Origin of the sequence: Thiohalocapsa sp. (genome assembly GCF_022340605.1) — a bacterium.
In the GTDB taxonomy this organism is placed as follows: Bacteria; Pseudomonadota; Gammaproteobacteria; order Chromatiales; family Chromatiaceae; genus Thiohalocapsa.
Map to the genome: position 1 here is coordinate 32,641 of NZ_JAJDNQ010000105.1, position 24,594 is coordinate 57,234.

General features: G+C 68.0%; 27 protein-coding genes and 1 tRNA gene. 8 read left to right on the forward strand and 20 right to left on the reverse strand.

All coding sequences use genetic code 11. From position 1 onward, the window contains the following. Window positions 1-407 precede the first annotated feature (407 nt). From LJE69_RS13650 to LJE69_RS13665, 4 genes are all read right to left on the reverse strand, one after another. A tRNA-Gln gene (locus tag LJE69_RS13650) sits at window positions 408-481 on the reverse strand. A 199-nt stretch (window positions 482-680) separates the two neighbouring features. Then, the gene (gene rpsI, locus LJE69_RS13655) at window positions 681-1,070 is read right to left on the reverse strand and encodes a 30S ribosomal protein S9 (protein WP_296925936.1); all 390 of its coding nucleotides are present in this window, start codon (window positions 1,068-1,070) and stop codon (window positions 681-683) included. A 131-nt stretch (window positions 1,071-1,201) separates the two neighbouring features. Then, window positions 1,202-1,630, reverse strand: coding sequence for a 50S ribosomal protein L13 (gene rplM, locus LJE69_RS13660; protein WP_296925938.1), 429 nt, complete (start codon window positions 1,628-1,630; stop codon window positions 1,202-1,204). Window positions 1,631-1,818: 188 nt separating this feature from the next. Further along, the gene (locus tag LJE69_RS13665) at window positions 1,819-2,145 is read right to left on the reverse strand and encodes a (2Fe-2S) ferredoxin domain-containing protein (protein ID WP_296925940.1); all 327 of its coding nucleotides are present in this window, start codon (window positions 2,143-2,145) and stop codon (window positions 1,819-1,821) included. A 210-nt stretch (window positions 2,146-2,355) separates the two neighbouring features. Here LJE69_RS13665 and LJE69_RS13670 point away from each other — a divergent pair, with 210 nt between their 5' ends. Then, window positions 2,356-3,558 (forward strand): (Fe-S)-binding protein, encoded by a 1,203-nt coding sequence (locus LJE69_RS13670; RefSeq protein ID WP_296925942.1) that lies wholly within the window; start codon window positions 2,356-2,358, stop codon window positions 3,556-3,558. A gap of 263 nt (window positions 3,559-3,821) precedes the next feature. Further along, on the forward strand, window positions 3,822-4,466 hold the full coding sequence (gene coq7 / locus LJE69_RS13675; protein ID WP_296925944.1) for a 2-polyprenyl-3-methyl-6-methoxy-1,4-benzoquinone monooxygenase: 645 nt from the start codon (window positions 3,822-3,824) through the stop codon (window positions 4,464-4,466). A gap of 567 nt (window positions 4,467-5,033) precedes the next feature. Here coq7 and speD read toward each other — a convergent pair. The 3 genes from speD to LJE69_RS13690 all read right to left on the reverse strand — a co-directional run bounded on the left by speD (window position 5,034) and on the right by LJE69_RS13690 (window position 8,007). Continuing rightward, window positions 5,034-5,867 carry an adenosylmethionine decarboxylase gene (gene speD / locus LJE69_RS13680; RefSeq protein WP_296925946.1) on the reverse strand — a complete coding sequence of 278 codons (834 nt, stop codon included), beginning with the start codon at window positions 5,865-5,867 and terminating at the stop codon, window positions 5,034-5,036. A gap of 129 nt (window positions 5,868-5,996) precedes the next feature. Then, window positions 5,997-7,598, reverse strand: a complete 1,602-nt coding sequence (locus tag LJE69_RS13685) for a hypothetical protein (protein ID WP_296925948.1) — start codon at window positions 7,596-7,598, stop codon at window positions 5,997-5,999. Beyond that, a complete protein-coding gene (locus tag LJE69_RS13690; RefSeq protein WP_296925949.1) occupies window positions 7,591-8,007 on the reverse strand; it encodes an OsmC family protein in 417 nt (138 codons plus the stop codon). The genes LJE69_RS13685 and LJE69_RS13690 overlap by 8 nt, the downstream gene beginning before the upstream one ends. 214 nt (window positions 8,008-8,221) lie before the next feature. On the opposite strand from LJE69_RS13690, the gene crp reads away from it, so the two are divergent. Next, a complete protein-coding gene (gene crp, locus LJE69_RS13695) occupies window positions 8,222-8,872 on the forward strand; it encodes a cAMP-activated global transcriptional regulator CRP (protein WP_296925951.1) in 651 nt (216 codons plus the stop codon). A gap of 115 nt (window positions 8,873-8,987) precedes the next feature. On the opposite strand, the gene trpC is transcribed toward crp, so the two are convergent. From trpC to cfa, 8 genes are all read right to left on the reverse strand, one after another. Next, on the reverse strand, window positions 8,988-9,809 hold the full coding sequence (gene trpC, locus LJE69_RS13700; protein ID WP_296925953.1) for an indole-3-glycerol phosphate synthase TrpC: 822 nt from the start codon (window positions 9,807-9,809) through the stop codon (window positions 8,988-8,990). A 169-nt stretch (window positions 9,810-9,978) separates the two neighbouring features. Next, the gene (locus tag LJE69_RS13705) at window positions 9,979-10,467 is read right to left on the reverse strand and encodes a hypothetical protein (protein WP_296925955.1); all 489 of its coding nucleotides are present in this window, start codon (window positions 10,465-10,467) and stop codon (window positions 9,979-9,981) included. Beyond that, complete coding sequence (trpD, locus tag LJE69_RS13710; RefSeq protein WP_296926029.1) at window positions 10,464-11,495, reverse strand: anthranilate phosphoribosyltransferase; 1,032 nt, start codon at window positions 11,493-11,495, stop codon at window positions 10,464-10,466. The genes LJE69_RS13705 and trpD overlap by 4 nt, the downstream gene beginning before the upstream one ends. A gap of 107 nt (window positions 11,496-11,602) precedes the next feature. Further along, complete coding sequence (locus LJE69_RS13715) at window positions 11,603-12,187, reverse strand: aminodeoxychorismate/anthranilate synthase component II (protein ID WP_296925957.1); 585 nt, start codon at window positions 12,185-12,187, stop codon at window positions 11,603-11,605. A 160-nt stretch (window positions 12,188-12,347) separates the two neighbouring features. Continuing rightward, window positions 12,348-13,151: a DnaA regulatory inactivator Hda gene (hda, locus tag LJE69_RS13720; protein ID WP_296925959.1), complete on the reverse strand. Its 804-nt coding sequence runs from the start codon at window positions 13,149-13,151 to the stop codon at window positions 12,348-12,350. Between the two features lie 91 nt (window positions 13,152-13,242). Continuing rightward, on the reverse strand, window positions 13,243-13,845 hold the full coding sequence (wrbA, locus tag LJE69_RS13725; RefSeq protein ID WP_296925961.1) for an NAD(P)H:quinone oxidoreductase: 603 nt from the start codon (window positions 13,843-13,845) through the stop codon (window positions 13,243-13,245). A 188-nt stretch (window positions 13,846-14,033) separates the two neighbouring features. Then, window positions 14,034-14,912 carry an Hsp33 family molecular chaperone HslO gene (gene hslO / locus LJE69_RS13730; RefSeq protein ID WP_296925963.1) on the reverse strand — a complete coding sequence of 293 codons (879 nt, stop codon included), beginning with the start codon at window positions 14,910-14,912 and terminating at the stop codon, window positions 14,034-14,036. A 105-nt stretch (window positions 14,913-15,017) separates the two neighbouring features. Further along, window positions 15,018-16,232 (reverse strand): cyclopropane fatty acyl phospholipid synthase, encoded by a 1,215-nt coding sequence (gene cfa / locus LJE69_RS13735; RefSeq protein ID WP_296925965.1) that lies wholly within the window; start codon window positions 16,230-16,232, stop codon window positions 15,018-15,020. A 285-nt stretch (window positions 16,233-16,517) separates the two neighbouring features. On the opposite strand from cfa, the gene LJE69_RS13740 reads away from it, so the two are divergent. Next, the gene (locus LJE69_RS13740) at window positions 16,518-16,955 is read left to right on the forward strand and encodes a hypothetical protein (protein WP_296925967.1); all 438 of its coding nucleotides are present in this window, start codon (window positions 16,518-16,520) and stop codon (window positions 16,953-16,955) included. A 317-nt stretch (window positions 16,956-17,272) separates the two neighbouring features. On the opposite strand, the gene LJE69_RS13745 is transcribed toward LJE69_RS13740, so the two are convergent. Continuing rightward, on the reverse strand, window positions 17,273-18,109 hold the full coding sequence (locus LJE69_RS13745; protein ID WP_296925969.1) for a metallophosphoesterase: 837 nt from the start codon (window positions 18,107-18,109) through the stop codon (window positions 17,273-17,275). Between the two features lie 350 nt (window positions 18,110-18,459). Here LJE69_RS13745 and LJE69_RS13750 point away from each other — a divergent pair, with 350 nt between their 5' ends. The 3 genes from LJE69_RS13750 (at window position 18,460) to LJE69_RS13760 (ending at window position 20,462) form a co-directional block, all read left to right on the forward strand. After that, window positions 18,460-18,936 carry a hypothetical protein gene (locus tag LJE69_RS13750; RefSeq protein WP_296925971.1) on the forward strand — a complete coding sequence of 159 codons (477 nt, stop codon included), beginning with the start codon at window positions 18,460-18,462 and terminating at the stop codon, window positions 18,934-18,936. A gap of 46 nt (window positions 18,937-18,982) precedes the next feature. Beyond that, window positions 18,983-19,234, forward strand: a complete 252-nt coding sequence (locus tag LJE69_RS13755) for a DUF6489 family protein (RefSeq protein WP_296925973.1) — start codon at window positions 18,983-18,985, stop codon at window positions 19,232-19,234. A 277-nt stretch (window positions 19,235-19,511) separates the two neighbouring features. Beyond that, window positions 19,512-20,462 carry a sulfurtransferase gene (locus tag LJE69_RS13760; protein WP_296925975.1) on the forward strand — a complete coding sequence of 317 codons (951 nt, stop codon included), beginning with the start codon at window positions 19,512-19,514 and terminating at the stop codon, window positions 20,460-20,462. Window positions 20,463-20,583: 121 nt separating this feature from the next. On the opposite strand, the gene LJE69_RS13765 is transcribed toward LJE69_RS13760, so the two are convergent. Genes LJE69_RS13765 through LJE69_RS13780 form a run of 4 tightly spaced genes read right to left on the reverse strand, consistent with a single transcriptional unit; the run spans window position 20,584 to window position 22,107 of the window. Further along, complete coding sequence (locus LJE69_RS13765; RefSeq protein WP_296925977.1) at window positions 20,584-20,778, reverse strand: hypothetical protein; 195 nt, start codon at window positions 20,776-20,778, stop codon at window positions 20,584-20,586. A 12-nt stretch (window positions 20,779-20,790) separates the two neighbouring features. Continuing rightward, window positions 20,791-20,991 carry a hypothetical protein gene (locus LJE69_RS13770; protein WP_296925979.1) on the reverse strand — a complete coding sequence of 67 codons (201 nt, stop codon included), beginning with the start codon at window positions 20,989-20,991 and terminating at the stop codon, window positions 20,791-20,793. Window positions 20,992-21,033: 42 nt separating this feature from the next. Next, complete coding sequence (locus LJE69_RS13775; RefSeq protein ID WP_296925980.1) at window positions 21,034-21,432, reverse strand: alpha/beta hydrolase; 399 nt, start codon at window positions 21,430-21,432, stop codon at window positions 21,034-21,036. 36 nt (window positions 21,433-21,468) lie between these two features. Beyond that, window positions 21,469-22,107 (reverse strand): BMC domain-containing protein, encoded by a 639-nt coding sequence (locus LJE69_RS13780; RefSeq protein ID WP_296925982.1) that lies wholly within the window; start codon window positions 22,105-22,107, stop codon window positions 21,469-21,471. A gap of 462 nt (window positions 22,108-22,569) precedes the next feature. Between LJE69_RS13780 and apbC the strand changes: the two genes are divergently transcribed. Continuing rightward, window positions 22,570-23,661 carry an iron-sulfur cluster carrier protein ApbC gene (gene apbC / locus LJE69_RS13785; protein ID WP_296925984.1) on the forward strand — a complete coding sequence of 364 codons (1,092 nt, stop codon included), beginning with the start codon at window positions 22,570-22,572 and terminating at the stop codon, window positions 23,659-23,661. Window positions 23,662-24,594 lie beyond the last annotated feature (933 nt).

Consider the following 24,594-nt stretch of genomic DNA (forward strand, 5'->3'; position numbering starts at 1 on the left):
GCTCGGCAACGCACCGCAATGCCGCACCCCTGCACACTAATCGCCGGCGGCGTAACGTTGCGTCGTGACGCGAGGATATTGGAGCATCGGGGGAAAGGGCGCTTCGGCCGCTGCGTCACAAGTGCGGCGGCGAGCCGTAACCTGCCGGCGGGGTGCTGCATGCCGAAAAAGCGTCCGATATTCTGACCCTCCGGTAGTCGATCAGCGAGAAGCGGCGATGCGTGTAAGCGCGTAACCGAAGGAGCACGAGCCGGCGGTCGTCATATGGTGTTGCGACAGTTCAACTCTTGGGCGAATCAGGCGCCTGCGACCGTCATCTTCGACCGACCCGCGTCGTCTGCGATCTCGGCTGCCTCCACGCGCTTCTTCGTAGGCACAAAAAAGCCCGCGAATTCGCGGGCTTGAGATGGCTGGGGGACTAGGATTCGAACCTAGGTTAACGGAGTCAGAGTCCGTTGTCCTGCCGCTAGACGATCCCCCAAAATCAGGTGCTAGTCGCTGGGGACTAGGTGCTAGGCGCCTCCGGTTCCGGACGCCCGGAGCCATCGAAGCGTTTGATCATGCCTGCGATCATGTCCACTGACAACCGGCACGCCCGCTTCCAAGCTTTCAGGTTTGGGAGCATCTCCATCGCGTCCACCCCACCTGAGAGCTCTTCCTAGCCCTTAGCCCCTCATTTGTTAGCGCTTGGAGTATTGCGGCCGCTTGCGCGCCTTGTGCAGGCCGACCTTCTTGCGCTCGACCTCGCGTGCATCGCGGGTGAGGAAGCCGGCGCGGCGCAGCGTTGCGCGCAGGCTCTCATCGTATTCCACCAGCGCCCGGGCGATGCCGTGGCGGATGGCTCCGGCCTGGCCGGTGGTGCCGCCGCCTTTGACGGTGGCGCGCACATCGATGCGGTCGCCGAGCTCGGCGGCGTCCAGCGCTTGCCGCACCACCATGCGCGCGGTCTCGCGGCCGAAGAACTGGTCGAGGTCGCGGTTGTTGACGGTGATACGGCCGCTGCCGACGCTGAGAAACACGCGTGCGGCGGAGCTTTTGCGGCGTCCGGTGGCGTAGTGGAAGTCCGGCATGGGTTCGGTGTCCGTTGCGATTCGGGGCCTGTCGTGCCCGGTGTTCGTCTCTGTCGGGTCCGCTCGGGCATTAGGCCTCGAGCAGCTTATACGGCTGTTGCCTCAAGTGATACCTCAAGCGAGGGGCGGGCTCAGACCTCGAGAGGTTGAGGCTGCTGCGCCTGGTGGCGATGCTCGGGGCCCGCGTACACCTTGAGCTTTTTGAACATCGCCCGGCCGAGGGGGTTGTGTGGCAACATGCCCTTAACGGCGGCCTCGATGACCCGCTCGGGATGCTCGTCCAGCATCTGCTGCAGGGTACGCGACTTGAGATTGCCGACGTAGCCGGTGTGGCGGTAGTACATCTTGTCGGCCAGCTTGTTGCCGGTGACGCGCACCTTTTCCGCGTTGATGACGACCATGTAGTCGCCGGTGTCAACGTGGGGCGTGTACTGTGGCTTGTGCTTGCCGCGCAACCGGCGCGCGACCTCGCTGGCGAGGCGGCCGAGCGTCTTGCCCTCGGCGTCGATCAGGTACCACGCGCGCCGTACCGTCGCCGGCTTTGCGCTTTCTGTGCTCATGTCCGTCGCTCCAGGAAGAAGCCGAAGGGAAATTGGAAAGGGGCCGGCGACGAGCGACGCTCGAAGGAATCCCCGAGAAAGCCGTGCATCATACCCGCGCCTTGCCGGTGTGCGCAAGAGGCACTCGCATGTGCGAGCGCCGTCCCCGCCGCGATCGGCATCAGCTTGCGCGCTGGCCCCGCACCGCGTCAGCCGGGCAGTTGCAGCCGGGCCACCGGCTCGCCACCGATGAGATGGCTCTGCAGGATCTCCTCGACGTCCTCGTTGTCCACGTACGTATACCAGGTGCCCTCCGGGTAGACGACGGCGACGGGGCCCTCGCTACAGCGGTCCAGGCAGCCGGCGGTGTTGATGCGCACTCCACCCGGTCCGCTCAGGCCGAGCTCCTTGGTGCGCCGCTTCAGGTAGTCGCGCGACGCCTGGGCGCCGCACTGGCCGCAGCACTGGCTGCCATCAGCGCGCACGTTGGTGCAGAAGAAGACGTGGTACTTGTAATAGGGTGCCGGTGTGGACATGCTGTCGCGCTCCGTCGGTGCTGGAAACCGCCAGGGCCGAAAGGTGGCGTCCGGCGGGCATCGAACCAAGTCGAGATCGACGCGCCGGCCATATCGGTCCGTGCCGATGCCACAGTTGGCGGCGCGCCGTGCTTGCGCCGGCCGCCGTCCGTTCCATTCCAACTCCTCGCCGATCCGCCATCGAGCCGTAGCGACCCGCGCAGCAGACCTTTGGACGATCAAGAGCTTCTCCGCCTCGCGGACCAGTGCGTTAAGTGCGGTCTGTGTCTGCCCCATTGCCCTACCTTCCGGCTGCGCCGCGACGAGGCGGACTCGCCACGCGGGCGCATCGCGCTGATTCAGGGCCTGGTGACCGGCCAGCTCCCCGACAATCCGCGGTTGGCCGCGCACCTGGACGGCTGTCTGGAATGCCGCGCCTGCGAGGTGGCCTGCCCGTCGCTGGTGCAGTTCGGCACCCTGATGGACGCAGCGCGGGCGGCGCGCGTGGCGCGGCTGCCGGCGCCGCTGCGCCGGTGGCGGAAGCTGCGCCTGGACCTGCTGAGCGCACCGCGGTGGCTGCCGTTGCTGGCGCTGCTGGGGATGGGCTATCGACGGCTGGGTGGCGCCGTGCTGGCGCGCATCACCGGGCTGCTGCGCCGGCCGCGGCTCGCGGTGCTGCACGGGCTCGCGCTGCGCCTGCGCGTGCCCCGCCCGCCGACAGAGCGGTCCGCGGCGGCGGGCGTTGCCGCAGCGCGGTCCGTGGCGCTGTTTCGCGGCTGTGTCGCCCAGGCACTGGAGCCCGATGTGATGGCAGCGGCGCGGCTGGTGCTGGCGCGGCTCGGCGTGTCCACCATGACGCCCGAGGAACAGGTCTGCTGCGGCGCCATGCATCGGCACAACGGCTTCCCGGACGCCGCTGACGCGCTGCTCGCGCAGAACCGCGCGGTGTTCGGCGATACAGCCGTCGTCGGCATTGCCAGCGCCTGTGTTGCTGAGCTACGCCCGGCGCTGAATGCCACCGAGCTTTGCCGCGCCCTGTTGGAAATACCCTGGCCGGCGACGCTGGCGCTGCGGCCGCTGCAAGGCGTGGTCGCCGTGCACGAGCCCTGCTCGCATCGCAACCAGCTGCGGGATACGGTTGCCGTCTACGAACTGCTGGCGCGCATCCCCGGTCTCGAGGTGGTGCCGCTGCCCGGCAACGAGACTTGCTGTGGTGCCGCCGGCACCTACCTGCTCGACCAGCCGCAGACCGCACTTGCGCTTGCGGCGGACAAGGTGGTCGCGCTCGCGGGGCTGCGGCCGCGCTGGCTGGTGACGACCAACACCGGCTGCGCCGCCCATCTGGGCGCCGCCGCCGAGGCCGCCGGCCTGGGCGTGGAAGTCGTGCATCCGGTGGTGCTGCTGGCCCGCGCGATCTCAGGGGCTGGGGACTAGGAGCTAGAAATGCGTTGCCTCGGATCTACGACCTCCAGTCCATCGACATCGCTATCGACATCTTCCATCCCGAAGCGTCCACAGCCAGCGGTCGCAGGAATTTGGCGCAAGCGCACCAGGGGGTTCGATGCGGTGGCGGGGTGCTATTCTCTTTGGCCCTCGGCCCTCGGCCCTCGGCCCTTGGCCCTTGGCCCTTGGCCCTTGGCTTGCCGGCCTGGCGCCAACACTTCCAAACCCGACCGAATTCGACCAGAGCAGCAGCGATGACCAGTAGAGATTACTCCCCCGCCGACCGCGCACTGATGGGCTTCGACCAGGCGCTGCGCACCGTATTCGGCCGTCCGCGCGTGACCGAGCGTGCCAACCCCGCCGAGCACTACGCGGACGTGGACTTAGGCGAGGATGAGCGCCGCCACGTCGGGGGGCTGATGCGAGTGAACCATACGGGCGAGGTTTGCGCCCAGGGCTTGTACCAGGGGCAGGCAATGACGGCGCGCCTCAGCGAGGTGCGCGAGAGCCTGGAACGCTCCGCCCAGGAGGAAAACGATCATCTGGCCTGGTGCGAGCAGCGGCTGGAAGAGCTTGGCGCCCGCAAGAGCCTGCTGAATCCGCTCTGGTACTCGAGCTCCTTCGCGATGGGCGCCATCGCCGGGCTCGCCGGCGACAAGTGGAGCCTCGGCTTTGTCGTGGAGACCGAGCGGCAGGTGGAGAATCACCTGGACGATCACATGGCGCAGGTTCCGGGCGACGACCAGCGCACTCACGCCATCCTGGAGCAGATGAAGGCGGACGAGATCCACCACGCCGACGTTGCCCACGCCGCCGGCGGCGCGGAACTGCCGGCGCCCGTCAAGCTCGCGATGAAGGCGGTGTCGAAGGTAATGACGCGCGGGGCGTACTGGGTCTGAAAGCGTTGGGCGCGGCAGGGCTTAAAGTTTGTGCAGCAAGCCCACTTAGATCGGGCTGAGGAACGAAGCCCGACACCGCGCGCGATCTAACCGCCTGTGGGCCGGGCCTCCTGCGTGGGCCTGACCCACAAGAGAACGCTTTCGAACGCGGTGAGCAAGATACTTTCACCGCGTGTGCGCTGTTCCGCCCTTGTGTTCGCTATATCTTGGAGCGCCCGTACCAGGCTGCCCCCGGCACTGGTGGTCTCTAGCCTCCTGGTATCCCTGGTAATGGTTCAGAAACTACGTGAGCACACTAGGGCGGATAAGCAAGGCGCATCCGCCGTCTTGGTTGCGGTGGATGCGCTTCGAGACCGTGGAAGTATTCGGTGTAGGTCGGGTTAGCGATAGCGTAAACCGACAATCAACTGCTTACCGACGCCCATCGTCGGGTTACGCTGCGCTAACCCGACCTACGATGCGCTCGTTTTCTGCGTTGCGAGCAATACGCTCACGGTCTCTTCGCTTCATCTACCCTGCTGCCGCTACGTTTCAGTTGTTCTTGAATCGTTTCCTAGCCCCTATCTCCTAGCTCCTCGGCTCGCTCCACCCCTCGATGTCCCGATTCAGATTGCGCCCGTAGAAGATCTCCATCATCTCTCGGCGCACCAGCCGCTGGATGCGGTCGTATTCCTTCTCCGAGAGCGTGTCGACGTCGATGCAGAACAGGTAGTCGTCCAGGTGGAACTGGTCCACGACCATCTTGGTGTGGAACAGGTTCTCCTGGTAGACGTTTACGTCGATCATCTGATACCGGTTCTTGGTGTCCCGCGACAGGTAGTTCTGGATGGAGCTGATGTTGTGGTCGATGAAGAGCTTGCGTCCTTTCACGTCGCGGGTGAAGCCGCGCACCCGGTAGTCCATGATGACGATGTCGGACTCCAGCGCATGGATGAGGTAATTGAGCGCCTTCAGCGGTGAGATCACCCCGCAGGTGGACACGTCGATGTCCGCGCGGAAGGTGCTGATGCCGTTGCGCGGGTGACTCTCGGGGTAGGTGTGGACGGTGATGTGGCTCTTGTCCAGGTGCGCCACGACCGCGTCCGGCAGCGGGCCGGGCGTCGCCGACTTGATCAGCGACTCGTTCGGCGCATGCTCCTCGGCGATCAGCATGGTCACGGACGCGCCCTGTGGCTCGTAGTCCTGCCGTGCAATGTTCAGCACGTTGGCGCCGATGATGTTCGCGACGTCGGTGAGGATGCCGGTCAGGCGCTCGGCGTTGTACGCCTCGTCGATGTAGGCGATGTAAGCGGCACGCTGCTCATCGGAGTCCGTGTAGCAGATGTCGTAGATATTGAAGCTGAGCGACTTCGTCAGGTTGTTGAAGCCATGCAGCTTGAGCCGTTTGGACATGGTGGACATGGCGCTTCTTGACTGCTCTCGGCCGATGGGCGGGCGCGGAAAGGCGCGCAAGCTACGCTTGCTCCGAGGCGTTTTCAAGGCGTTTTGTGGGAGTGCCGGCGGCGCCGGCCGAGCCGGTCTCGGCGAGTTTCAGACCGTGGCGTCTGCCGAGGTGATGAGATTGTTCAGCAGGGCGCTGACGGCAGCATCGCCGAGCATCCCGGCCAGGGCCACGCTGGCGGGGACAGGGCCTTGTCCCAGCAGCCCGTCGTGGAGCTTGCGCAGTGCCACGGGTCCACTGTCGCCGGCCGTGAGCTGCCGCCGCCCCGCGTCGATGAGCTGCCAGCCGAGCACGGCAGCCAGGGCGTCGCCCGGGTTGCGGATGAGCGCCGCGAGCACTTGGTCCGCATTGCCCAGCGCGGCGGCGCGGGCGCGTGCATCGGCGAGGCCGACGCGCCCGAGATGCAGATCCAGGTCCAGCCGGGCGTGCGCGACGGCGGTTCGACGCACCGCCTCCACCAGCTCTGGCTGTTCCGGCCAGACGTAGGCCGCCAGAGACAACGGCCAGCCTTGGGTGAGCGAGGTGCCGCCCGCCAGCAACCGCGGCAGGGAGCGTGCCGCCATGCCGCCGGCGAAGGTCAGCGTGTGTAGCCCGCCCCAGCCGAGCTCGAGGCAGCGCCCAGGCTGTGACAGGGGGCCTCGCGCAGCGGCGGCAGTGGTGCCGTCGGCGATATACAGGATGCCGCGACCTCGCGTCAGGTCCGGCACATAATCGAGGCCGAGCTCGCGCGCGTCGAGCGGTCGCATGGCCTGGTCGGTGGCGGCGCCGAGCCGCGGACAGGCCGGGCCGCCCGCGACGCGCAGCGGCGCGACGGGCAGGGTGAAGAGCTCGGCCGCGCGCAGCAGCGCCTCCTGCCGCGCACACTCTGCGCCGATGCCATCGCCGGACGTCGGCGCGGTGCCGGGGAGTGCTTGTTCGGCGCCGGCGGTGGCGTTGAGCTGACGCGCGAGCCGCTCAAGCAGCGGGGCACAGTCGGCCGGGGCCAGCGTCAGCTGATGCCGCCGGCGCAACAGGAACCGCAGGTGCTCGGCACCGCAGCCACAGGCGCCCGCCGCCCGCGGCGCGATGACGCTGCGCAGACCCGACGCGTACTGGCGCAGCGCGGTGGCGGCAGCCTCCGCGGCATCCTCTATCTGCCCGCTGCCGTGGCATTGGGTGCGCAGCCAGCGCGAGCGGGCGAGCGCGCGCAGGTAGCCGGGGCCCACCTCCGCGGCCTCGACGGCGGCCGCCACCAGCGGTGGCGGGATCAGCTCCGCCATAGGGGTAAGCTGCGTCATGGCCAGGCGCAGGTGTGCAGGGATTGCCGTCAGCAGGCCCAACAGGTCGCCGCGCAAAGATAGCGGGCACAGCAGCGTGAGGCGATGGATCTCGGTGAGCGGCAGATAGCGCAGCGGGTCGCGGTGGCGCCAGTCGCGTTCCAGCAGCTCGCGGTGCTCCACCACGGCCAGGGCGAACAGCAGTTCCGCGTCGAGGCGTCGGGCCGGGTCCAGCGCGTCGTGATTCAGCTCCTCCAGCGCGACTACGAGCGTCTCCAGCCAACTGCCGAGCGCCGCGTGGTCGTCGTCCGATTGTGGTGCCGGCAGGCTGCCATAGTCGCCCACCGCGGCCGCCAGCGCCGCCTCTGGCCGATAGCGGAACCAGACCGAGAAGAATTCCCGGGCCAGGGCGTCGAAGGCCGCACGCTCAGCCATCGCGGATTTCGAAGTCGTGGGTCACCTCCGCGACGGCGCCGAGCATGATAGATGCGGAGCAGTATTTCTCTGCGCTCAACGCAATCGCACGCTGCACCTGCTTCGGCTGCAGGTCATGGCCGGTGACGATGAAGTGCACGTGAATGCGTGTAAACACCTTGGGGTCGGTCTCGGCGCGCTCGGCACTCAGCTCCACGACGCAGTCGGTCACCCGGGCGCGGCCGCGGCGCAGGATCAGCAGCACGTCGAATTGGGTGCAGCCGCCAAGCCCCAGGAGCAGCATCTCCATGGGCCGCACGCCCAGGTTGCGACCGCCGAGGTCCGGCGGACCGTCCATGACCACGGCATGGCCACTGCCGGACTCGCCCACCATGGCCATGCCTTCCAGCCACTTGACGCGCGCCTTCATCGGCGCTTTCCCTGATGAGTGATTTCCTTATTTAAATGTCGGATGCTTTGCCTCGCTGCGGCATGGGGATTTTTCGCGTATCTTGTACTGGCTTGCATGACTGCGTCCGTAGGTGGTCGATGCCGGGGAAAGCGCTCGGCGACAGGCTACCACGGAAGCGGCGCAAGCAAGGATGGCGCCGCGCCATCACACCGAAACCAGCGATCGACGCCAGATGGAAAGATTCGTCCCCCCCGCCCAACCCGAGTGGCTGGAGCCGTTCCTGAGCTACTGCCACACCAAGCAATACGACAAGCGGGTGGACTTCATCCACGCCGGTGAGCCGGCCGAGACCCTGTACTACCTGGTGGAGGGGTCCGTGGCCGCGCTCATCGAGGATGAGGACCACCGCGAGCTGACCCTGGCGCACATCAACGCCGGCGAGTTCATCGGCGAGATGGGCCTGTTCCTGCCGCAGAAGACGCGCAGCGTCGTCGTGCGCACCCGCACCAAGTGCCGGGTCGCCGAGATCAGCTACCGGCGACTGGAGCAGGTGCTCGAGCGCGAGCTGAGCGAGCAGGCGCTGCCGATCCTCTACGCCATCGGCCGGCAGTTGTCGTTGCGCTTGCAGCGCACCAGTCGCAAGGTGGGTGACCTGGCCTTCGTCGACGTCACCGGCCGCATCGCCGGCGCGCTGTTGGATCTGTGCAAGCAGCCCGATGCCATGACCCACCCCGACGGCATGCAGATCCGCATCACCCGCCAGGATCTGGGGCGGATGGTGGGCTGCTCGCGGGAGATGGCCGGGCGGGTGCTGAAGGCCCTGGAGGAGCAGGAGCAGATCAGCGTCAAGGGCAAGACGATCGTCGTCTACGGAACGCGGTGAATGAGGGGCGAAATGATGGGCTAGGGGCTAGCTCCGTAGGTCGGGCTGAGGAACGAAGCCCGACACCGCACGTGCCCTAACCGCTTGCTTGTCGGGCCTCCTGCGTCGGCCCGACCTACAGCGCCTTGCTCCTGGTTCCTGGCTCCTGAAACAACTCGGCCAGCTTCGCGCCCGGGTCCGCGGCGCGCATGAAGGATTCTCCCACCAGGAAGGCGTGCACGCCGTGCTCGCGCATCAGGGCCACATCGGCGCGGGTGTGGATGCCGCTCTCGGTGACCAGGAGCCGGTCGTCCGGTACCCACGCCAGCAGTTCGAGCGTCGTGTCGAGGCTGACCTCGAAGGTGCGCAGGTTGCGGTTGTTGATGCCCACCAGCCGCACCGGCACCGCGAGCGCCCGCTCCAGTTCCGCGGCGTCGTGCACCTCCAGCAGCACGTCCAGGCCCAGCGCGTGGGCGGTGGCGGTGAACTCGGCCAGCTCGGCGTCGTCCAGGCAGGCGGCGATGAGCAGGATGCAGTCGGCGCCGATGGCCCGCGCCTCATGGATCTGGTAAGCGTCGATGACGAAGTCCTTGCGGATGACCGGCAGGGCGCAGGCGGCGCGCGCGCTCATCAGGTACTCGTCGTCGCCCTGGAAGAAGTCCCGGTCGGTCAGCACCGACAGACAGGCCGCCCCGCCGCGCTCGTAGGAGACGGCGATGTCCGCCGGGCGGAAGTCGGCGCGCAGGAGACCCTTGCTCGGGCTCGCGCGCTTGATCTCGGCGATGACGGCGGCGCGGCCGGCCGCGATCCGGCCCGCGAGCGCGTCGGCGAAGCCCCGGCCGGGGCCGGCCTGCTCGACCGCGGTGGTCAGCTCTGCGAGCGGCTGCCGGCGCTTGCGCTCGGCGACCTCTTCCGCCTTGCGGGCGGTGATGCGCTTGAGGATGTCCGGGGTGTCCATGGTGCTCCAGGGGCAATAGGGGGCAGGCCGTGGCGCGGGCCTTGATCATAACTCCGGCCAGCGGCTTCCTGCCGTGGGAGCGGCGTCCTCGCCGCGACGCGCTGCCCATCGCGCCGAGGACAACGCTCCCACAGTGGGTACGGACTAGCGATCAAGGCCGTGGCGCGGCTCACCAAAGGGCGGCGCCGCGCTGTTGCTGCTCGGCAATGGCGGCGCGAAAGGCGGGCGGGCCGAATGCGTAGATTAATTGCTCGCCGCTGAAGCGGCCTTGCTCCTTGACCTGCTCGGCATACAGCAAGAGCCGGCGCTGGCGCTGCGCAAATGCTTTGAGCCAATCCAGACAGCGCCCCGGTATTCGGCGGCCCACCGGCAGGGCGAGGTCCACCGGCACGCCTTGCCAGTTCGTTTTGTTGAAAAGTACCAGCACTTTGGCCTTGTCCGGCTTCATCCAATCCGGTAATGGGCTCTGAGGCACGACCCAACCGCAGTTGAAGTTGACGCAAGGATCGGCCGGGCGGTTGGCGTAGTCGTCGCATCCGGAGCCCGTGCTGTGTGGGCAGGGCTGGCCGGGCCTGGCCTCGAAGCCTTGCACCAGGATGCGCACCCAGCCGTCGCAGCAGGCGGTGCAGCCATTGCAACGGCGCGCCGTCGCGTTCATGCCGGGCCGCAGAGCTCGGCGGAAAGCGCCGCGAGCCGCTCCAGCCGGCCCAGCGCCGCGCCGCTCGCGATGGCCATGCGCGCGGCGTCGATGCCGCTGCCGAGGCTGTCGGCGACGCCCGCGACGTAGATGGCCGCACCGGCGTTCAGCAGCACGATGTCCAGCGCCGGGCCTGGCTCGCCGGACAGCGCGGCGCGCACCAGTTGCAGGCTTTGCGCCGGGCCGTCCACGCGGATGGCGTCCAGCGGTGCCTGCGCCAGGCCGAAGTCCGCGGGGGTGATCCGATGGCGGCGGATGGTGCCGTCCTTGAGCTCGGCGACGTTGGTCGGCGCGGCGATGCTGATCTCGTCCAGCCCATCCTCCGCGTGGACCACCAGCACGTGCTCGGAGCCGAGGTTCTTCAGCACCTCGGCGAGCGGCTCCAGCAGCCCTGCGGCGAAGACGCCCAACACCTGTCGCCGCACGCCGGCCGGGTTGGTGAGCGGCCCGAGCACGTTGAAGACCGTGCGCACGCCGAGCTCCCGGCGCGGGCCGATGGCGTGCTTCATGGCGCCGTGATGGGCCGGCGCGAACATGAAGCCGACACCGACCTCATGTACGCAGCGGGCCACTTGTTCCGGCGTCAAGTCGAGCTTGACCCCGGCGGCCTCGAGCAGGTCCGCGCTGCCGGATTTCGACGAGACCGAGCGGTTGCCGTGCTTGGCCACGTGGCAGCCGGCGGCCGCGGCGACGAAGGTGCTGGCAGTTGAGACGTTGAAGGTGCCGGCCGCATCGCCGCCGGTGCCGACGATGTCGATGGCGTGGGGCAGGTCGCCGATGTCGACACCGGTGGCCAGCTCGCGCATCACCGCCGCGGCGGCGGCGATCTCCGGCACCGCCTCGCCCTTGAGCCGGAGCGCCACCAGGAAGCCTGCGATCTGCGCCGGTGTCGCGCCGCCGGTCATGATGGTGCGCATGCACGCTGTCATGTCGGCGCTACTGAGGTCGTGCCCGTCGATGACGCGGGCTAGGGCTTGTTTGATATCGATTCCGGTGGTCATCGGGGTTGTGTCGCTGGCGGAGGCGCTTGGCGCTTGGTCCTCGGCACTGTTGCAGCAGGGACGAGCGCCTAGGACCGAGGAACTGGGCCGTTCGTTCAGACTTGATCGGTGAGAAAGTTCTTTAACAGCTCGTGTCCGTGCCGGGTCAGAATCGACTCCGGGTGGAACTGAACGCCCTGTACCGGCAATTCGCGGTGGCGCACGCCCATGATCTCGTCGCGGCTGCCGTCGTCGTTGCAGGTCCAGGCGGTGACTTCGAGCGCCGGCGGCAGCCGCTCGGCGTCGATCACCAGCGAATGGTAACGGGTGGCCTCGAAGGGTGTCTCGAGGCCGGCGAAGACGCCCTCGCCGGCGTGGTGGATGGGCGAGGTCTTGCCGTGCATCACCGCGCGCGCCCGGATGATCTCGCCGCCGAAGGCGCGGCCGATGGACTGATGCCCCAGACAGACGCCGAGCACCGGCACGCGGCCCGCCGCGGCGCGGATCAGCGCCACCGAGATGCCGGCCTCATCCGGCGTGCAAGGCCCAGGCGAGATGACGATGCGCTCGGGCGCGAGCGCCAGGGCGTCCTCGACGCTCGTCTCGTCGTTGCGCAGCACGCGCACCTCGGCGCCGAGCTCACCGAGGTATTGCACCAGGTTGTAGGTGAAGGAGTCGTAGTTGTCGATCATCAGCACCATGGGTGCGGTCCTGTGCCTCGGGCGGTGTTCGGTTGGGTCTGTTCGGTTGGGTCAGCGGTAGGACCGCTGGCCGGCCGGGGTGCCGTCGGGGGCGGCCGGCCACCGCCATTGTCGCGCAGCGCGAGCCCTTGGGACAGGCCGGCGTCGACGCCGGTGGGTGTCAGGGCGCCGCGTCGTCGGCCTTGCTTCCGCGCTGTCCGCGGCGCCGTTCCAACAGCTCTCCCACCAAGCGGCGGTTCGGCGCGCGGCGCCGGGCCAGTGAGGTGCGGTCGAGCGCCTCCAGCAGCGATAACAGCGCCACGGTATCACGCTGGCTGTACTTGAGGATGTAGGCGAGGGTCGCATCGTCGAGCCGCATGCCGCGCGCGGCCGCGGCGTTGCGCAGCAGGCGCTCATGACCCGAGTCGTCCAGCGGGTGCACCGCGTAGGTGGCGCAGGCGCAGAGCCGCGAGGTCAGATCCGGCAGGCCGAGACCGAGCCGCGCCGCGGGCGCGCGCGCGGCGAGCAAGAGGCGGCCACCGCTGAGCTGCAGGGCGTTGTAGAGGTTGAAGAGCGCCAGCTCCCACGCGGGTTCCCCAGCGACGGCCTGCACCGCGTCGATGACCACGGCGTCGCGCGCCTCCAGGCCGTCCAGCACTGCCGGCGGCAGCGTGCCGATGTCCAGCGCGACGAAGCCCACCGCGGCGCCGGTCTCTTGCGCCGCGCGGCAGGCCGCGTGCAGCAGGTGGCTCTTGCCGCTGCCGGGCTCGCCGTGCAGGAGCACGTTGCCGCCCGCGGCGTCGTTGGCCCAGTGGCGCAGTATGGCGATCACCTCTGTGTTGCCGTCGGCGACGAAGCTGTCGAAGTCGCCGGCACCGGGTGGGCGCAGCGGCAGCGGGAGTTGGGCGGCGCCGGGGTGCACGGCGGCTGCCGCGTCTGTTGCAGCGGGCGGTGCCTCGATGTCCTGTGCGAGCTGTCGGGGCATGTGTGGGGCGCGTCGGTGCAGCAGGTCAGGGCGGCGAGTCGGTGCAGCAAATCGGTGCAGCAGTTTGGGTACAGCAGGTCTGGGCGACGACTCAGCGGTTGAGGGTCGCGGCAGTCTCGGCGAGGCGCCGCCCGAGCGCGCGGCACAAGCGCTTCTCGATGTCGGTCACCGGCTTGTCGTTGTCGATGCCGGCCAAGTGCGACGGACCGTAGGGCGTGCCGCCGGCATCGGTGTGCAGCAGGTCAGTCTCGCTGTAGGGCAGGCCCAGCACCAGCATGCCGTGGTGCAGCAGCGGCAGCATCATGGAGGTGAGCGTCGTCTCCTGCCCACCGTGCAGGCTGGACGTGGACGTGAACACGCCGGCGGGCTTGCCGGCGAGGGCGCCGCTCAGCCAGAGCGGCGAGGTGCCGTCCAGGAAGTACTTCATCGCCGCGGCCATGTTGCCGAAGCGGGTAGGGCTGCCGAGCGCGAGCGCCGCGCAGTCGCGCAGGTCGTCGAGCTCCGCGTACGGCGCGCCGCTGTCCGGGATGCTGTCCTCGACTGCCTCGCAGACGGTGGACACCGCCGGCACCGTGCGCAGCCGCGCCTCCAGGCCGGCCTCCTCGACGCCGCGGGCCACCTGCCGGGCCATCTCTGCGGTGGCACCGAAGCGGCTGTAGTACAGGACGAGGACGTGAGGCGAGGTTTCGGGCATGGTGCGCATCCTGGGGGCTTGCCGGGAGGCTCGGGGGCATCGCGGCCGGCGGGCGAATTCGTGGGGAACCGGGCTGGCAGCCCAGGCGCGGCACAGCATACCGCGCGTCGCGCCGCCGCGGCTAATGGTGGCGTGTCCTGCAGACCGATGGCTCCGGCGGCGATGTGAGGCCGGCCGTTCGGGTGCGGTCAGTGGGTCGAATCCTGTGTGCCGGCAGGCACCACGGCGTCGCTGAACAGCGCCGTGGCGTCCACGGCGTCGAAGCGGTAGTCGCGGTTGCAGAACTCGCAGGTCACGGCCACGTCGCCCTGCTCCGCGATGATGGCGTCGATCTCGGGCTGGCCGAGCGCCCGCAGGGTCTCGGCGATGCGACCGCGCGAGCAGCCGCAGCGGAAGGCCACCGGGTCCGGCTCGAACAGTCGCACGTCCTCCTCGTGGAACAGCCGCCGCAGCAGGTTCTGCACCGGCAGGGTCAGCAACTCGTGGTCCCGCACGGTGTCGGCGAGCGTGACGGTGCGGTTCCAGCCGTCGGCATCCTCGACGCTGCCGGGCAGGCGCTGCAGCATCAGTCCCACGGCCCGGGCGCCGTCCACCGCCAGCCAGAGCCGGGTGGGCAACTGCTCGGAGTGGCCGAAGTAGGTCTCGATGGCGGCGCCCAGCCCCGAGCCCTCCAGCGGCACGATGCCCTGGTAGCGCTCGCCGCGGCTGGGCTCCAGCGTCAGCGCCAGGTGGCCGGCGCCGAATTGCCGTTGCAGGTCACCGTGCGGCACCTCGCCGTGCCAGCGGGCGAGGCCGCGCACCGTGCCCTCGTGCGTGCCCTGCACCACCAGGGTGCGGATGGGGCCGCTGCCCTGGGCTTGCAGGGTCAGCTTGCCCTCGAACTTGAGCGTGGCGGTGAGCAGCAGCGCGCAGGCCAGCGCTTCGCCCAATGGGCGTTGTACGGGGCCAGGGTAGGAATGGCGCGAGAGCACCGCCTGGTAGGCCGCATCCAGGCACACCAGCTCGCCGCGCACGCCCAGGCGCTCGAACAGAAAACGGTGCAGGCTGTCGGGCTGCGGTCCGCTCACCGGGCGGCCTCGTGCGACTCATATGGGTGCCGGTTGCCCGGGCACGGCTCCTCTGACCGGCCCGCCAGGGCGGGCGCGGTGCGGCAGGGGACTGTCGGGATGTGGTCAGCGCACGGAGCGATAAACGCCCGAGCGCGTGCGCTTGGCCAGGACGATCTGCCAGAGCTGCCCCTGCCGCGAGCGGAAGAAGCCCGCCGACGCGTGCAGGTAGTATTTCCACATGCGGTAGAAAACATCGTCGTAGTTGGCGCGTAGCTCCGGCCAGGCCGCGTCAAAGCGCTGCCACCAGGCCATCAGGGTTGGGTCATAGTACGGTCCGAAATTGTGCCAGTCCTCCATGATGAACCGGCCCTCCAGGTGGCGGGCAATCTCCTGCGCGGAGGGGATCTTTCCGTTCGGGAAGATGTAGGTGTCGGTCCAGGCATCCGTAATGGCGGCAGTGCGGGTGTTGCCGATGGTATGCAACAGGAAAAGCCCGTCGTCGGTGAGCATCTGCCGTGCGACGTCGAAGTAAGCAGGGTAGTTGCGCACGCCGACGTGCTCGAACATGCCGACGGAGACGATGCGGTCGAAGCTGCCGCCCACTGCGTTGGGCAGGTCGCGATAGTCCATGAGCCGGATGTCCACGGGCAGGTCTCGGCAGCGCTCCTTGGCCAGCGATACCTGGTTGCGCGAGACGGTGACGCCCACCACCTCGACGCCGTGGTGCTCGGCGGCATAGGCGGCGAGGCCCCCCCAGCCGCAGCCGATGTCCAGCAGCCGTTGTCCGGGCGCCAACTCCAGCTTGCGGCAGATGAGGTCGAGCTTGGCGAGTTGCGCGGCCTCCAGCGAGTCGGCCTCCGCCCAATAGCCGCAGCTATAGCTCATGGTGGGGTCGAGCATGGCCTCGTAGACATCGTTGCCGATGTCGTAGTGGCGCTCGCCGACGGTGAAGGCGCGGGCGCGGGACTGGCGGTTGATGACGCGTTCCTTGAGCCAATGGAAGGCGTAGTGCAACTTGGCCTCATGGTTCAGGGCGTCGTCCAGGTCGCAGCCGAGCGCCTTCGCGATGGTCTCGTCCAGTTGTTCGCTGTCCCAGGCGCCGGCCATGTAGGCCTCGCCGAAGCCAAGCGAGCCGTCGCGCACCGCCCGCTGGTAGACGCTGGTGTCGTGCACCTGGATGTCCCAGGGGCGGTTGCCATTGATGCGGATGTCGGCGGGCTCGAGCAGGCCCTCGACGAAACGCTGCGCCGCGGAGGGGCGTTCGGTGCGGCCCGGTGGTAGGGTGTCTGCGCGCTGCGCCGGAGATGCCTGGGTGTGCTGAGTCTGTACCTGTGCCATGGTCTTGACTCCCGCCGGGTAGTGCCCGGCCAGCCGATGGATGGAGCTTTGTTGTCGCCGCCCCCGAAGGAGTGAAGTTTGGGGCAATTTAGGCTCGTTTCCGATGGGGTTTGATGACAACGCATCCCGTTCTCGGACGCAATAGGGGCATCCGGGAAGCGACTCCCTGCAAAGGCCCGACCGCCGTTTTTTCGTATTGGGTATGCTTGCGGGTTCTCCTATGCCTGTCGTCGAATGCGCCGGGCGATTCATCGGTCATTTCTCTGCAATATGGAGTTCTTCGCCATGGTCCATCGCGCCTTTCCCGGGCAGTCCCGCGCGGCGGCTGTCGGGCTCGTTTGCGCCGGGCTCGTGCTCGGCGGCGGAGCGCTCGCCGGCTGTGCGTCAAAGCCCGTCGTCTACGGCGGCGGTCACGTGGCACAGGCCGACATCGACGAGTGCCGCCGCCTGGCCCGGCAGGCGGGCGCTGGCGGCGGTAATGGCCGCGAGATGGCCAAGGACACGGCCGTCGGCGCCGCCATGGGCGGTGCCGCCACCGGCGTCTATGGTGCAGTGCGCGGCTACAGCGACATCGGCAACCGCACCGCGGCGGGTGCGGCCGCCGGCGCCGCGGTGGGGCTGATCCGCGGGGCGACACGCGCGAGCGAGCCGAGCGACACCTTCAAGCGCTACGTTGATCGCTGCCTGAGCGAGCGGGGCTACGACGTGGTGGGGTGGAACTGACCGGCAGGGTCAGTGCGCTTGCGCCAAGCTTCGTGCGACCAATGGCGACAGACGTGTCGGGATCGAAATCGGGACGGGGAGCGTCATCGATTGCCATCTTGGTCGGTATCCCGATCCCGATCCCGATTTCCATTGTGTACCGGTAACCAGTGGTTCGTCGCGTTTCGGCGCGGTTGCGCCAGTGCGGCGTTTCTCCCAACTCTGCTTTCGTGGTCGTGGTCGTGGTCGTGGTCGTAATCGTGATCGCAACCGTCCGGATATTCGATTACGACCGCGACCACGAGGGAGCCCAGTCTCGAAATTTCCGCAGCGAAGCGCTAGGCGCAGTCGCGCAAATAGCGCGTCACCGACGCCTCCAGCGACACCTCGCCGCGCAGCACTGCCTGCTCGTAGCGGCACCGCCAGCCGGACATCAGGAGCTCCGCGCGCTGCCATTCCAGGTACACCAGCCGCGCCAACGCCCCGCCCTCGTCGAGGAAGCCGGAGTTTTCGAAGTCCCGTGCCGCGCGCTCGCGATCGTAAGGGAAGCGCACCAGCTCGGTGTGCCAGCGCCCGCCGCGCCAGGTGAAGCGCCCGTAGCTGCCGCGCACGTCGCCGTCGAAGGGCGAGCCCACGGAGCCGACGTTCACCACGTCCATCCCCTGGGTGTGGCGCTGATGGGTGCGATGGGTGTGGCCGGAGACGAACAACGCGACCCCTTCCGGCAGCTTGCCTTGCAGCGACTCGTCCGGGGTGCCGGGCGTGATGCCGTCGCGGTTACCGGCCATGGTGCCATGGGTCACATGCAGCCAGGCGTCGGCGCCCGGCGGATGCAAACAAAGGTGGTCCGGCCAGCCACGCAGCCGGTCGGCCTGCGCGGCCACCTGGCGCCATGCCCAGTCGGTGAAGCGGCGGAGGTCCCGATCGCCATCGGACTTGGGCGCGGTGTCGCCGCAGCGCAGCACCCAGGCCTCGTGGTTGCCGTTGACAGGCAGCCAGCCGTGGGAGCGGCGCATCGCGTCGAACAGCGTGAGGCAACCGCCGCTGTCCGGGCCGCGGTTCACCAGGTCGCCGGCCATGATCACCAGCTCCGGGCGCCAGGCGTCGATGTGCTCGATGACCGCCTCGAGCGCCGGCACTACCGCCTGCACGTCCGAAAAGACCGCTACCTTCATGTTTGTTGCTCCTGCGTTGGTCGCACCTGATGTTCTCGGTCGGCCGAGTGGGGCCGGCGCAGCAAGCGCGGCACTTTACGCGAAAGCCGCCGGCACGGTGCCAAACTCTCGGGACGGTTCGGACAAGTCGGGCGACAGCGGCGTAGCTTGGGGTTTAAGCTAAGGGCCAAGGGCCAAGGGCCAAGGGCCAAGGGCCAAGGGCCAAAGCCGCACGCGCGTTTCAGTTGGCCGTGTCTGGGCCCATTCGCACGGCGGCGTCCCTGACGCACCTATCCCGGCCGCCGGAGCCGGCCGCACCTCGAAACGACGCCACTCTCCACGCCTGTATCGTTTGCCCGATCCACTGCCTCATGACCGAGAACAACCCCGCTGCCTTCTCCGAAACCGCCGATCCCGACTGGGACATGCCGCTCAGCCTGCGCATCACCCCGGCGCTGCTGGTGCACGCGCTGATGGCCAATGCCTCGGGCGTGCACACGGGTTGGGAGAGCTGCGTGGAGGAGTCCATGGTGCTCTCCGAGCTCGTGGTGATGGACGACACCGGCAGCGCCGCCGTGCGTCTGGTGGAGCAGGAATTCGCCGACGAGGAGGAGCCGGACGCCGTCTGGCACGACTGGGCGGTGGAAGTGCGGATCGGCCGGGTGATCACCACCGGGCACTTCTCCGTGCGCAACAACGCGGCGCCCCTGGATTGGAACTGGCACTTGCGCGAAGCCGAGCGCACCTTCGAGCGCGCCTGCGTGCTGCTCGGCCGCCGCGTGCACCGCGGGCTGGCGGTGGAGGAACCGCTGCCGCAGGAACTGCCGCCGCGGGCCAGCCGTCACTGAGTGCCCACCAGCGCGGATGGGCGTACCACAGGCGTCAGGAAACACCATGAAGATCCACGTCGACCTCGATATCACCCCGCAAGAGCTGCGCAAGCTGATGGGCTTGCCGGACGTGGACGCCTTCCAGCAGCAGCTGCTGGACGACATCCGCACCCGCATGCGCGAGGGCGCGGAGGGCTACGATCCTTTGCAGCTCTTCCAGCCCTACCTCGCCAGCAGCATCAAAGGCATGGAGATGATGCAGAAGCTCTTCGCCGCCGGCCTGGGTGCCGCGGACAAGGACGGCGGCAAGGGCTGATCCTGCCCGCCGGCGCCCAACAATGCCGTCGTACGCGCCGGCGCTGCCGCGTAATGCCTTTACCCGTGGGAGCGGCGTCCCCGCCGCGATCAGCCTCGCGAGGATACATCGCGCCGAAGACGGCGCTCCCACGGCGCAGCCGCGCGTGCCGGTGGGGGCGGCGTCGGCGCCGCGATGGGTGATGGGCCAGCGGCGTCCCCGCCGCGATCGCCGCGAAGGCGGCCACCACGCGACGATAACCATGATCTATTGGCCCTTTGCGGCCGGGAGTTAGTTCATGATCAGACCCTGGATTCTGCTCGCCGCGCTGGTGCTCGCGGCGCCGCTTGCCGCCGATGCCGCGGTGCCGGTCGTGGCGGCCACGGGCGAAGTGCCGGCGCTGGTGGACGTGGCCTGGCTCGAGACCCACCGCAAGGATGTCGTGGTGGTGGATCTTCAGGCACCGAAGGCCTTCGAGAGCTTCCATATCCCGGGCTCGGTGAACCTGCCCTACGCCGTCTGGCGCACGCACGCGCCCAAGGGCAACAAGGATCCGTCGGTGCTGGAGTCCATGCTGCCACCGCCGGCGCGGCTGGCCGCCATGCTCGGCGCGGCCGGCATCGGCGACGACGATCACGTGGTCATCGCCGCCACCGGCCAGGGTGCCGGCGACCTCGCATCGGCCGCGCGTGTGTACTGGACCTTCAAGGTGCTTGGCCACGACGCGGTGAGCGTGCTGGACGGCGGTCTGGTGGGCTATGCCAAGGCCGGCAGGCGCCTGGTGCAGGGCACCGAGCGGCGCGCGCCCACGCTCTTTAAGGCCAAGCTCAGGCCGGACATGGTGCCGGACGCCGCGGGCGTGCAGACGCTCATCGCGGCGGGCGCGCAGCCGGTGGACGCCCGCAGCGAGGGCGAGTTCGTCGGCATCTATACCGGCGACAACGACGAGCGTCCGGGCACCATCCCCGGTGCCAGGAACCTGCCCTACGATTGGGTCACCGCGGACGGCTCGGGGCGCATGCGCAGCCCCGGCGCGCTGCGGGAGCTGTTTACGGCGCGCGGCATCGATCCCGAGGGCACGCAGGTACACTTCTGCCACAGCGGCAGTCGTGCGGCGCTCACCTGGTTCGCGAGCTACGCCGTGCTCGGCAATCACGACGCGAAGCTCTACGACGGCTCCATGATGGAGTGGGCGCAGCGCAAGGACCTGCCCATCGCCACCGAGATCGAGCTCTGCGACGCCTGCTGAACCAATTCGATCCGGAATCCTCTGTAGCCATTGGCAGTGGGAATTCGGCCGAAGCGCATAATGGCTTGGCTTGGGGCGCACAGGTGGCCCACGCGGCGTTGGTTCACGAGGGGTGGTGGCCCTATTGATCGCGGTCCTTCTTCTGCGAACCATGGGCACGTGCACGAGTCGGAGCCTTGTCTGTGCCTGATACCATTTGCGCCACGGCGTCGACGACCAATTTCGGCCGATCGATCTGCACGTCATGTCCACTGCCCTCGGCAATGATCAGGTGCGCTTTCGGCGACAGCGTCGCTAGCTGCTCTTGCAGGCGCATCAGCGTGGGCTCTCATTGCCTGAAATAGGGGCCGTGATCCGTCGCCGCGATCACTGCCACCGGAATATCGGGGAAGGGTCCGGCGGCTTTGACCTCCGCGTTGCTTTGCGGGATGCCTCGCTCTTCTAGGAATGCCGCGGAGCCGGGCGCGAGCCGGGCGCGGGTCTTTAGTTCATCAGGCGCATCGGGGCTGGCGGCGTCGAGCAGCACCACGCCCGACACCTCACTCGGAAATTTCTTCGCGAACAGCTGGACTTAGAGACCGCCGAGCGAATGACCGACGAGGATGTAGGGCGGGCGGATCTTGGCCGCATTCAGCAGCTTGCGCAGATTGCCGGCGACCTGTCCCGCCGTTACGGGGTCGTGGCTCAGCATCGGCAGGCTCTTCCCCAAGCCGGGACGCTCGTAACGCACGACCCGCGCGAATTTCGCGATGGGCTCCGCGACGAGATCCCAGGTCGATAGGTCGTTGCCGAGACCCGCTTCGAAGACCACTGCCGGTCCGGCATGCCCCGAAATCTCCAGGTGATAGTTCTGGCCGTCGATCGAGATGACTGCGTCCCGCGGCGGCGCCGCCGAATGGGCCGGAAGAATCAGCGTCAGCGCGAAGGCCGCGGTCGCTGCCGTAACGATTCGGGATGCACCGGCGATCATGTGTTGCCCCGCTTCTCCTGGGTGGCGGTGCGCTCGTTAATGGTGTGCGACGACCGGCCGGTCCTGTCCGGACAGACTCTCCACGGCCGCCACCGCGGCGGCGCCGGCCTCGTCGACGTCCGCCTCGGTGCCGGACAGGGTGAGCCGGCCGAAGGCGCCGACGGCGCGCACGTCGATGATGGTGATGTTTGCCGCCTTCTCCGCCTGGTTGGCCGCGTAGACGATGTAGCCGGCGGGCTCGGTTTCCAGGATGAACATGCTCTGCCCCGGCAGGATCATCGAGCCGCGCCGGTTCTGGCGGTTGATGAGCACCGTGTGGTCCGGCGTCATGGCGCGGATGATCTCCTTCCAGGCGACGCGGCACTTTTGCCGGTCGTTCTGCCGGGCGCCGAGGTTGTCCAGCAGGATGCGGCCCGCCTCCAGCACGTCGCTCTGGTCGCGCTGGTGGATCACCATGGAGCCGAAGGCGCGCTCGACCACCTGCTGGGCCAGGTGCACCCGCGTCGCCTTCAGCGCGATGTCGGTGAGTCGGTGGATGGCCATGCCGGGCGAGACCTCCACCCAGAGGCAGGCGTCGCCGGGAATTGGCAGAAAGCCCTGCGAGACCGTGGCCATGTACTCGGCCAGTTGAGGTTGCAGGGAGTCGATGTAGATGTAGGTGCGGAGCTTGATCATAGGGTCGCAGCGTCGCTGCCGTCGCTTGCCGGTTTCCGTTGCAGACATCGGATGTGCAGGCGCAGATTGTACAGTCGATCGCTGGAGCGCAGCGGGACCTGGATCTGCATCACCGCCTGGCGCAGTCGATCCAGGTGGCCGCCCGGAGCGGCAGGCAGCGCTGCGGGCAGTGTGGGCCGTCCCTGTCTTGGCGCGCGGCGCCGGCGTTGAGCGGGACGTGTGCCAGGGACGCGGGGCGCAATCGAGTCGTCGCCGCGCACGAGCCCGGGTACTGAGCCGACAGCGAAGGCTCGCTGCCCCGGGGCGAGGCCGTCCTACCTTGAATTAGCATTCGCTGATACCAGTTCAGCGCGCACCATATACGCACCTGTGCCCCCCCGCGCGGGTGGCCGACAAGATGCAACCGACCCGCCCGGCCGACCGTTCCGGCGTCGGGCGGTCCCACAGACAACGGAGTTACCCATGTCCGCACCCACCCAAGAGGCCGTCGAGGCCGCCATCAAAGCCTATGTCGAACCCCATCTCGGCCGGGATCTCGTCAGCACCAAGTCCATCAAGTCCATCGACATCGAGGGTGACCAGGTCAAGGTCCAGGTGACCCTGGGCTTCCCGGCCAAGGGCGCCGCGGCCGCCATCGCCGAGGCCGTCAAGCAGCAGGTGGAGGGCGTGGACGGCGTCTCCGCCGCGGACGTGAGCGTGGACTGGGAGATCAAGTCCCACTCCGTGCAGAAGGCCCTGAAGCCCATCGACAACGTCAAGAACATCATTGCCGTCGCTTCCGGCAAGGGCGGCGTCGGCAAGTCCACCACCGCCGTCAACCTGGCGCTGGCCCTGTCCGCCGAGGGCGCCACGGTGGGCATCCTGGACGCGGACATCTACGGCCCGTCGCAGCCACGCATGCTTGGCATCACCGGCAAGCCCGAGTCCAAGGACGGCAACAGCCTGGAGCCCATGAACAGCTACCACCTCCAGGCCATGTCCATCGGCTTCCTCATCGACGAGGAGACGCCGATGATCTGGCGCGGCCCCATGGTCACCCAGGCGCTGGAGCAACTCCTCAACGACACCAACTGGTCGGAGCTCGACTACCTGGTCATCGACCTGCCGCCCGGTACCGGCGACACCCAGCTCACCCTGGCGCAGAAGGTGCCCGTGTCCGGTGCCGTCATCGTCACCACGCCCCAGGACATCGCGCTGCTGGACGCCCGCAAGGGCCTCAAGATGTTCCAAAAGGTGGAGGTGCCGGTGCTCGGCGTGGTGGAGAACATGTCCATCCACATCTGCTCCAAGTGCGGCCACGAGGAGCACATCTTCGGTGAGGGCGGCGGCAAGGCCATGGCCGAGCAGTACGGCATCCAGCTCCTTGGCGCCCTGCCGCTGGACATCCACATCCGCGAGGAGACCGACTCCGGCAAGCCCAGCGTCGTCGCGGACCCGGACAGCCGCATTAGCGAGATCTATCGCGAGATCGCCCGCAAGACCGCGGCCAAGCTGTCGCTGCAGGCGAAGGATTACGCGGCCAAGTTCCCGCGCATCGTCATTCAGAACAACTGACCGGGAACGCCGGCTTTACGGCCGGTCCATTCCTCCGGGCGCGGCGCACCGGAACTACACAAGCTCCGGCCCCAGGGTCGGGGCTTGTTCATGTTCGTGCTGGAGACCGATTGGATCGGTTCTTGCCTTTCTGTTTCCCCGCGCGCCGATCGAGCGGTGATTCTCATGGCGGAGGTGCGCACGCGCCGCTGACGTATTCATAGCCCGGCGGGGGAATGCGGTAGGTCTGTTTTTCGAAGTCCCAAAGCCGACTTGCGATCGTCGACATGACTTCTGTGGGGCCGTTGGGTGAGCAGGTGCCGTTTATACCGACGAAGGTATTCCTATCTCCTTCCGGCTCCTGCAAGCGACACTGGCAGCTCAATGGGCGCGCGGGGTCGTCTGGATCGCTGATTTCCGTGCAGGGCGCAGACATGCAGTCTGCCCATTCCCCTGTGCAAGGGCCCGGCGATGGCCGAAACGTCGTACACCAGGCCAAGTAAGAGTAGGTGGACACCCACTGGTAGGCGACATTGTCCACCGTGAACGTGCCGTCCTGAATCGCCGCGCAGACTGGGGCTTCATCGACATCACAAGGATCGCCCGTCGTACAGCGACGTTGGGTCTCTCGCAGCAGTTCCGGGTCCTGGATCTTGCTGGTCTCAACGACATGCTGCTCGTCCACCGCCCAACAGTCACAGTACGCCTGGCCGCCGATAACCTGACAGTCAGCCGCAGCATCGCACAGGGCGTGCCAACCGGTGCACACAACAGAGGTTTGGGGTGCATTCTCGGGTGGTGGCTCGCACCAGCCCATCGACCCATAGCTCAAGAACAATAGCGTGATGGCGACAAACGCAAAGACCCGTGCTTTCATGTTCTTGCAACCTTCGAGATCAGGTTGGCGACGGATGCCCCGTGCGCGCTGCGTATGCGACCAGGCATTGCCTTCAA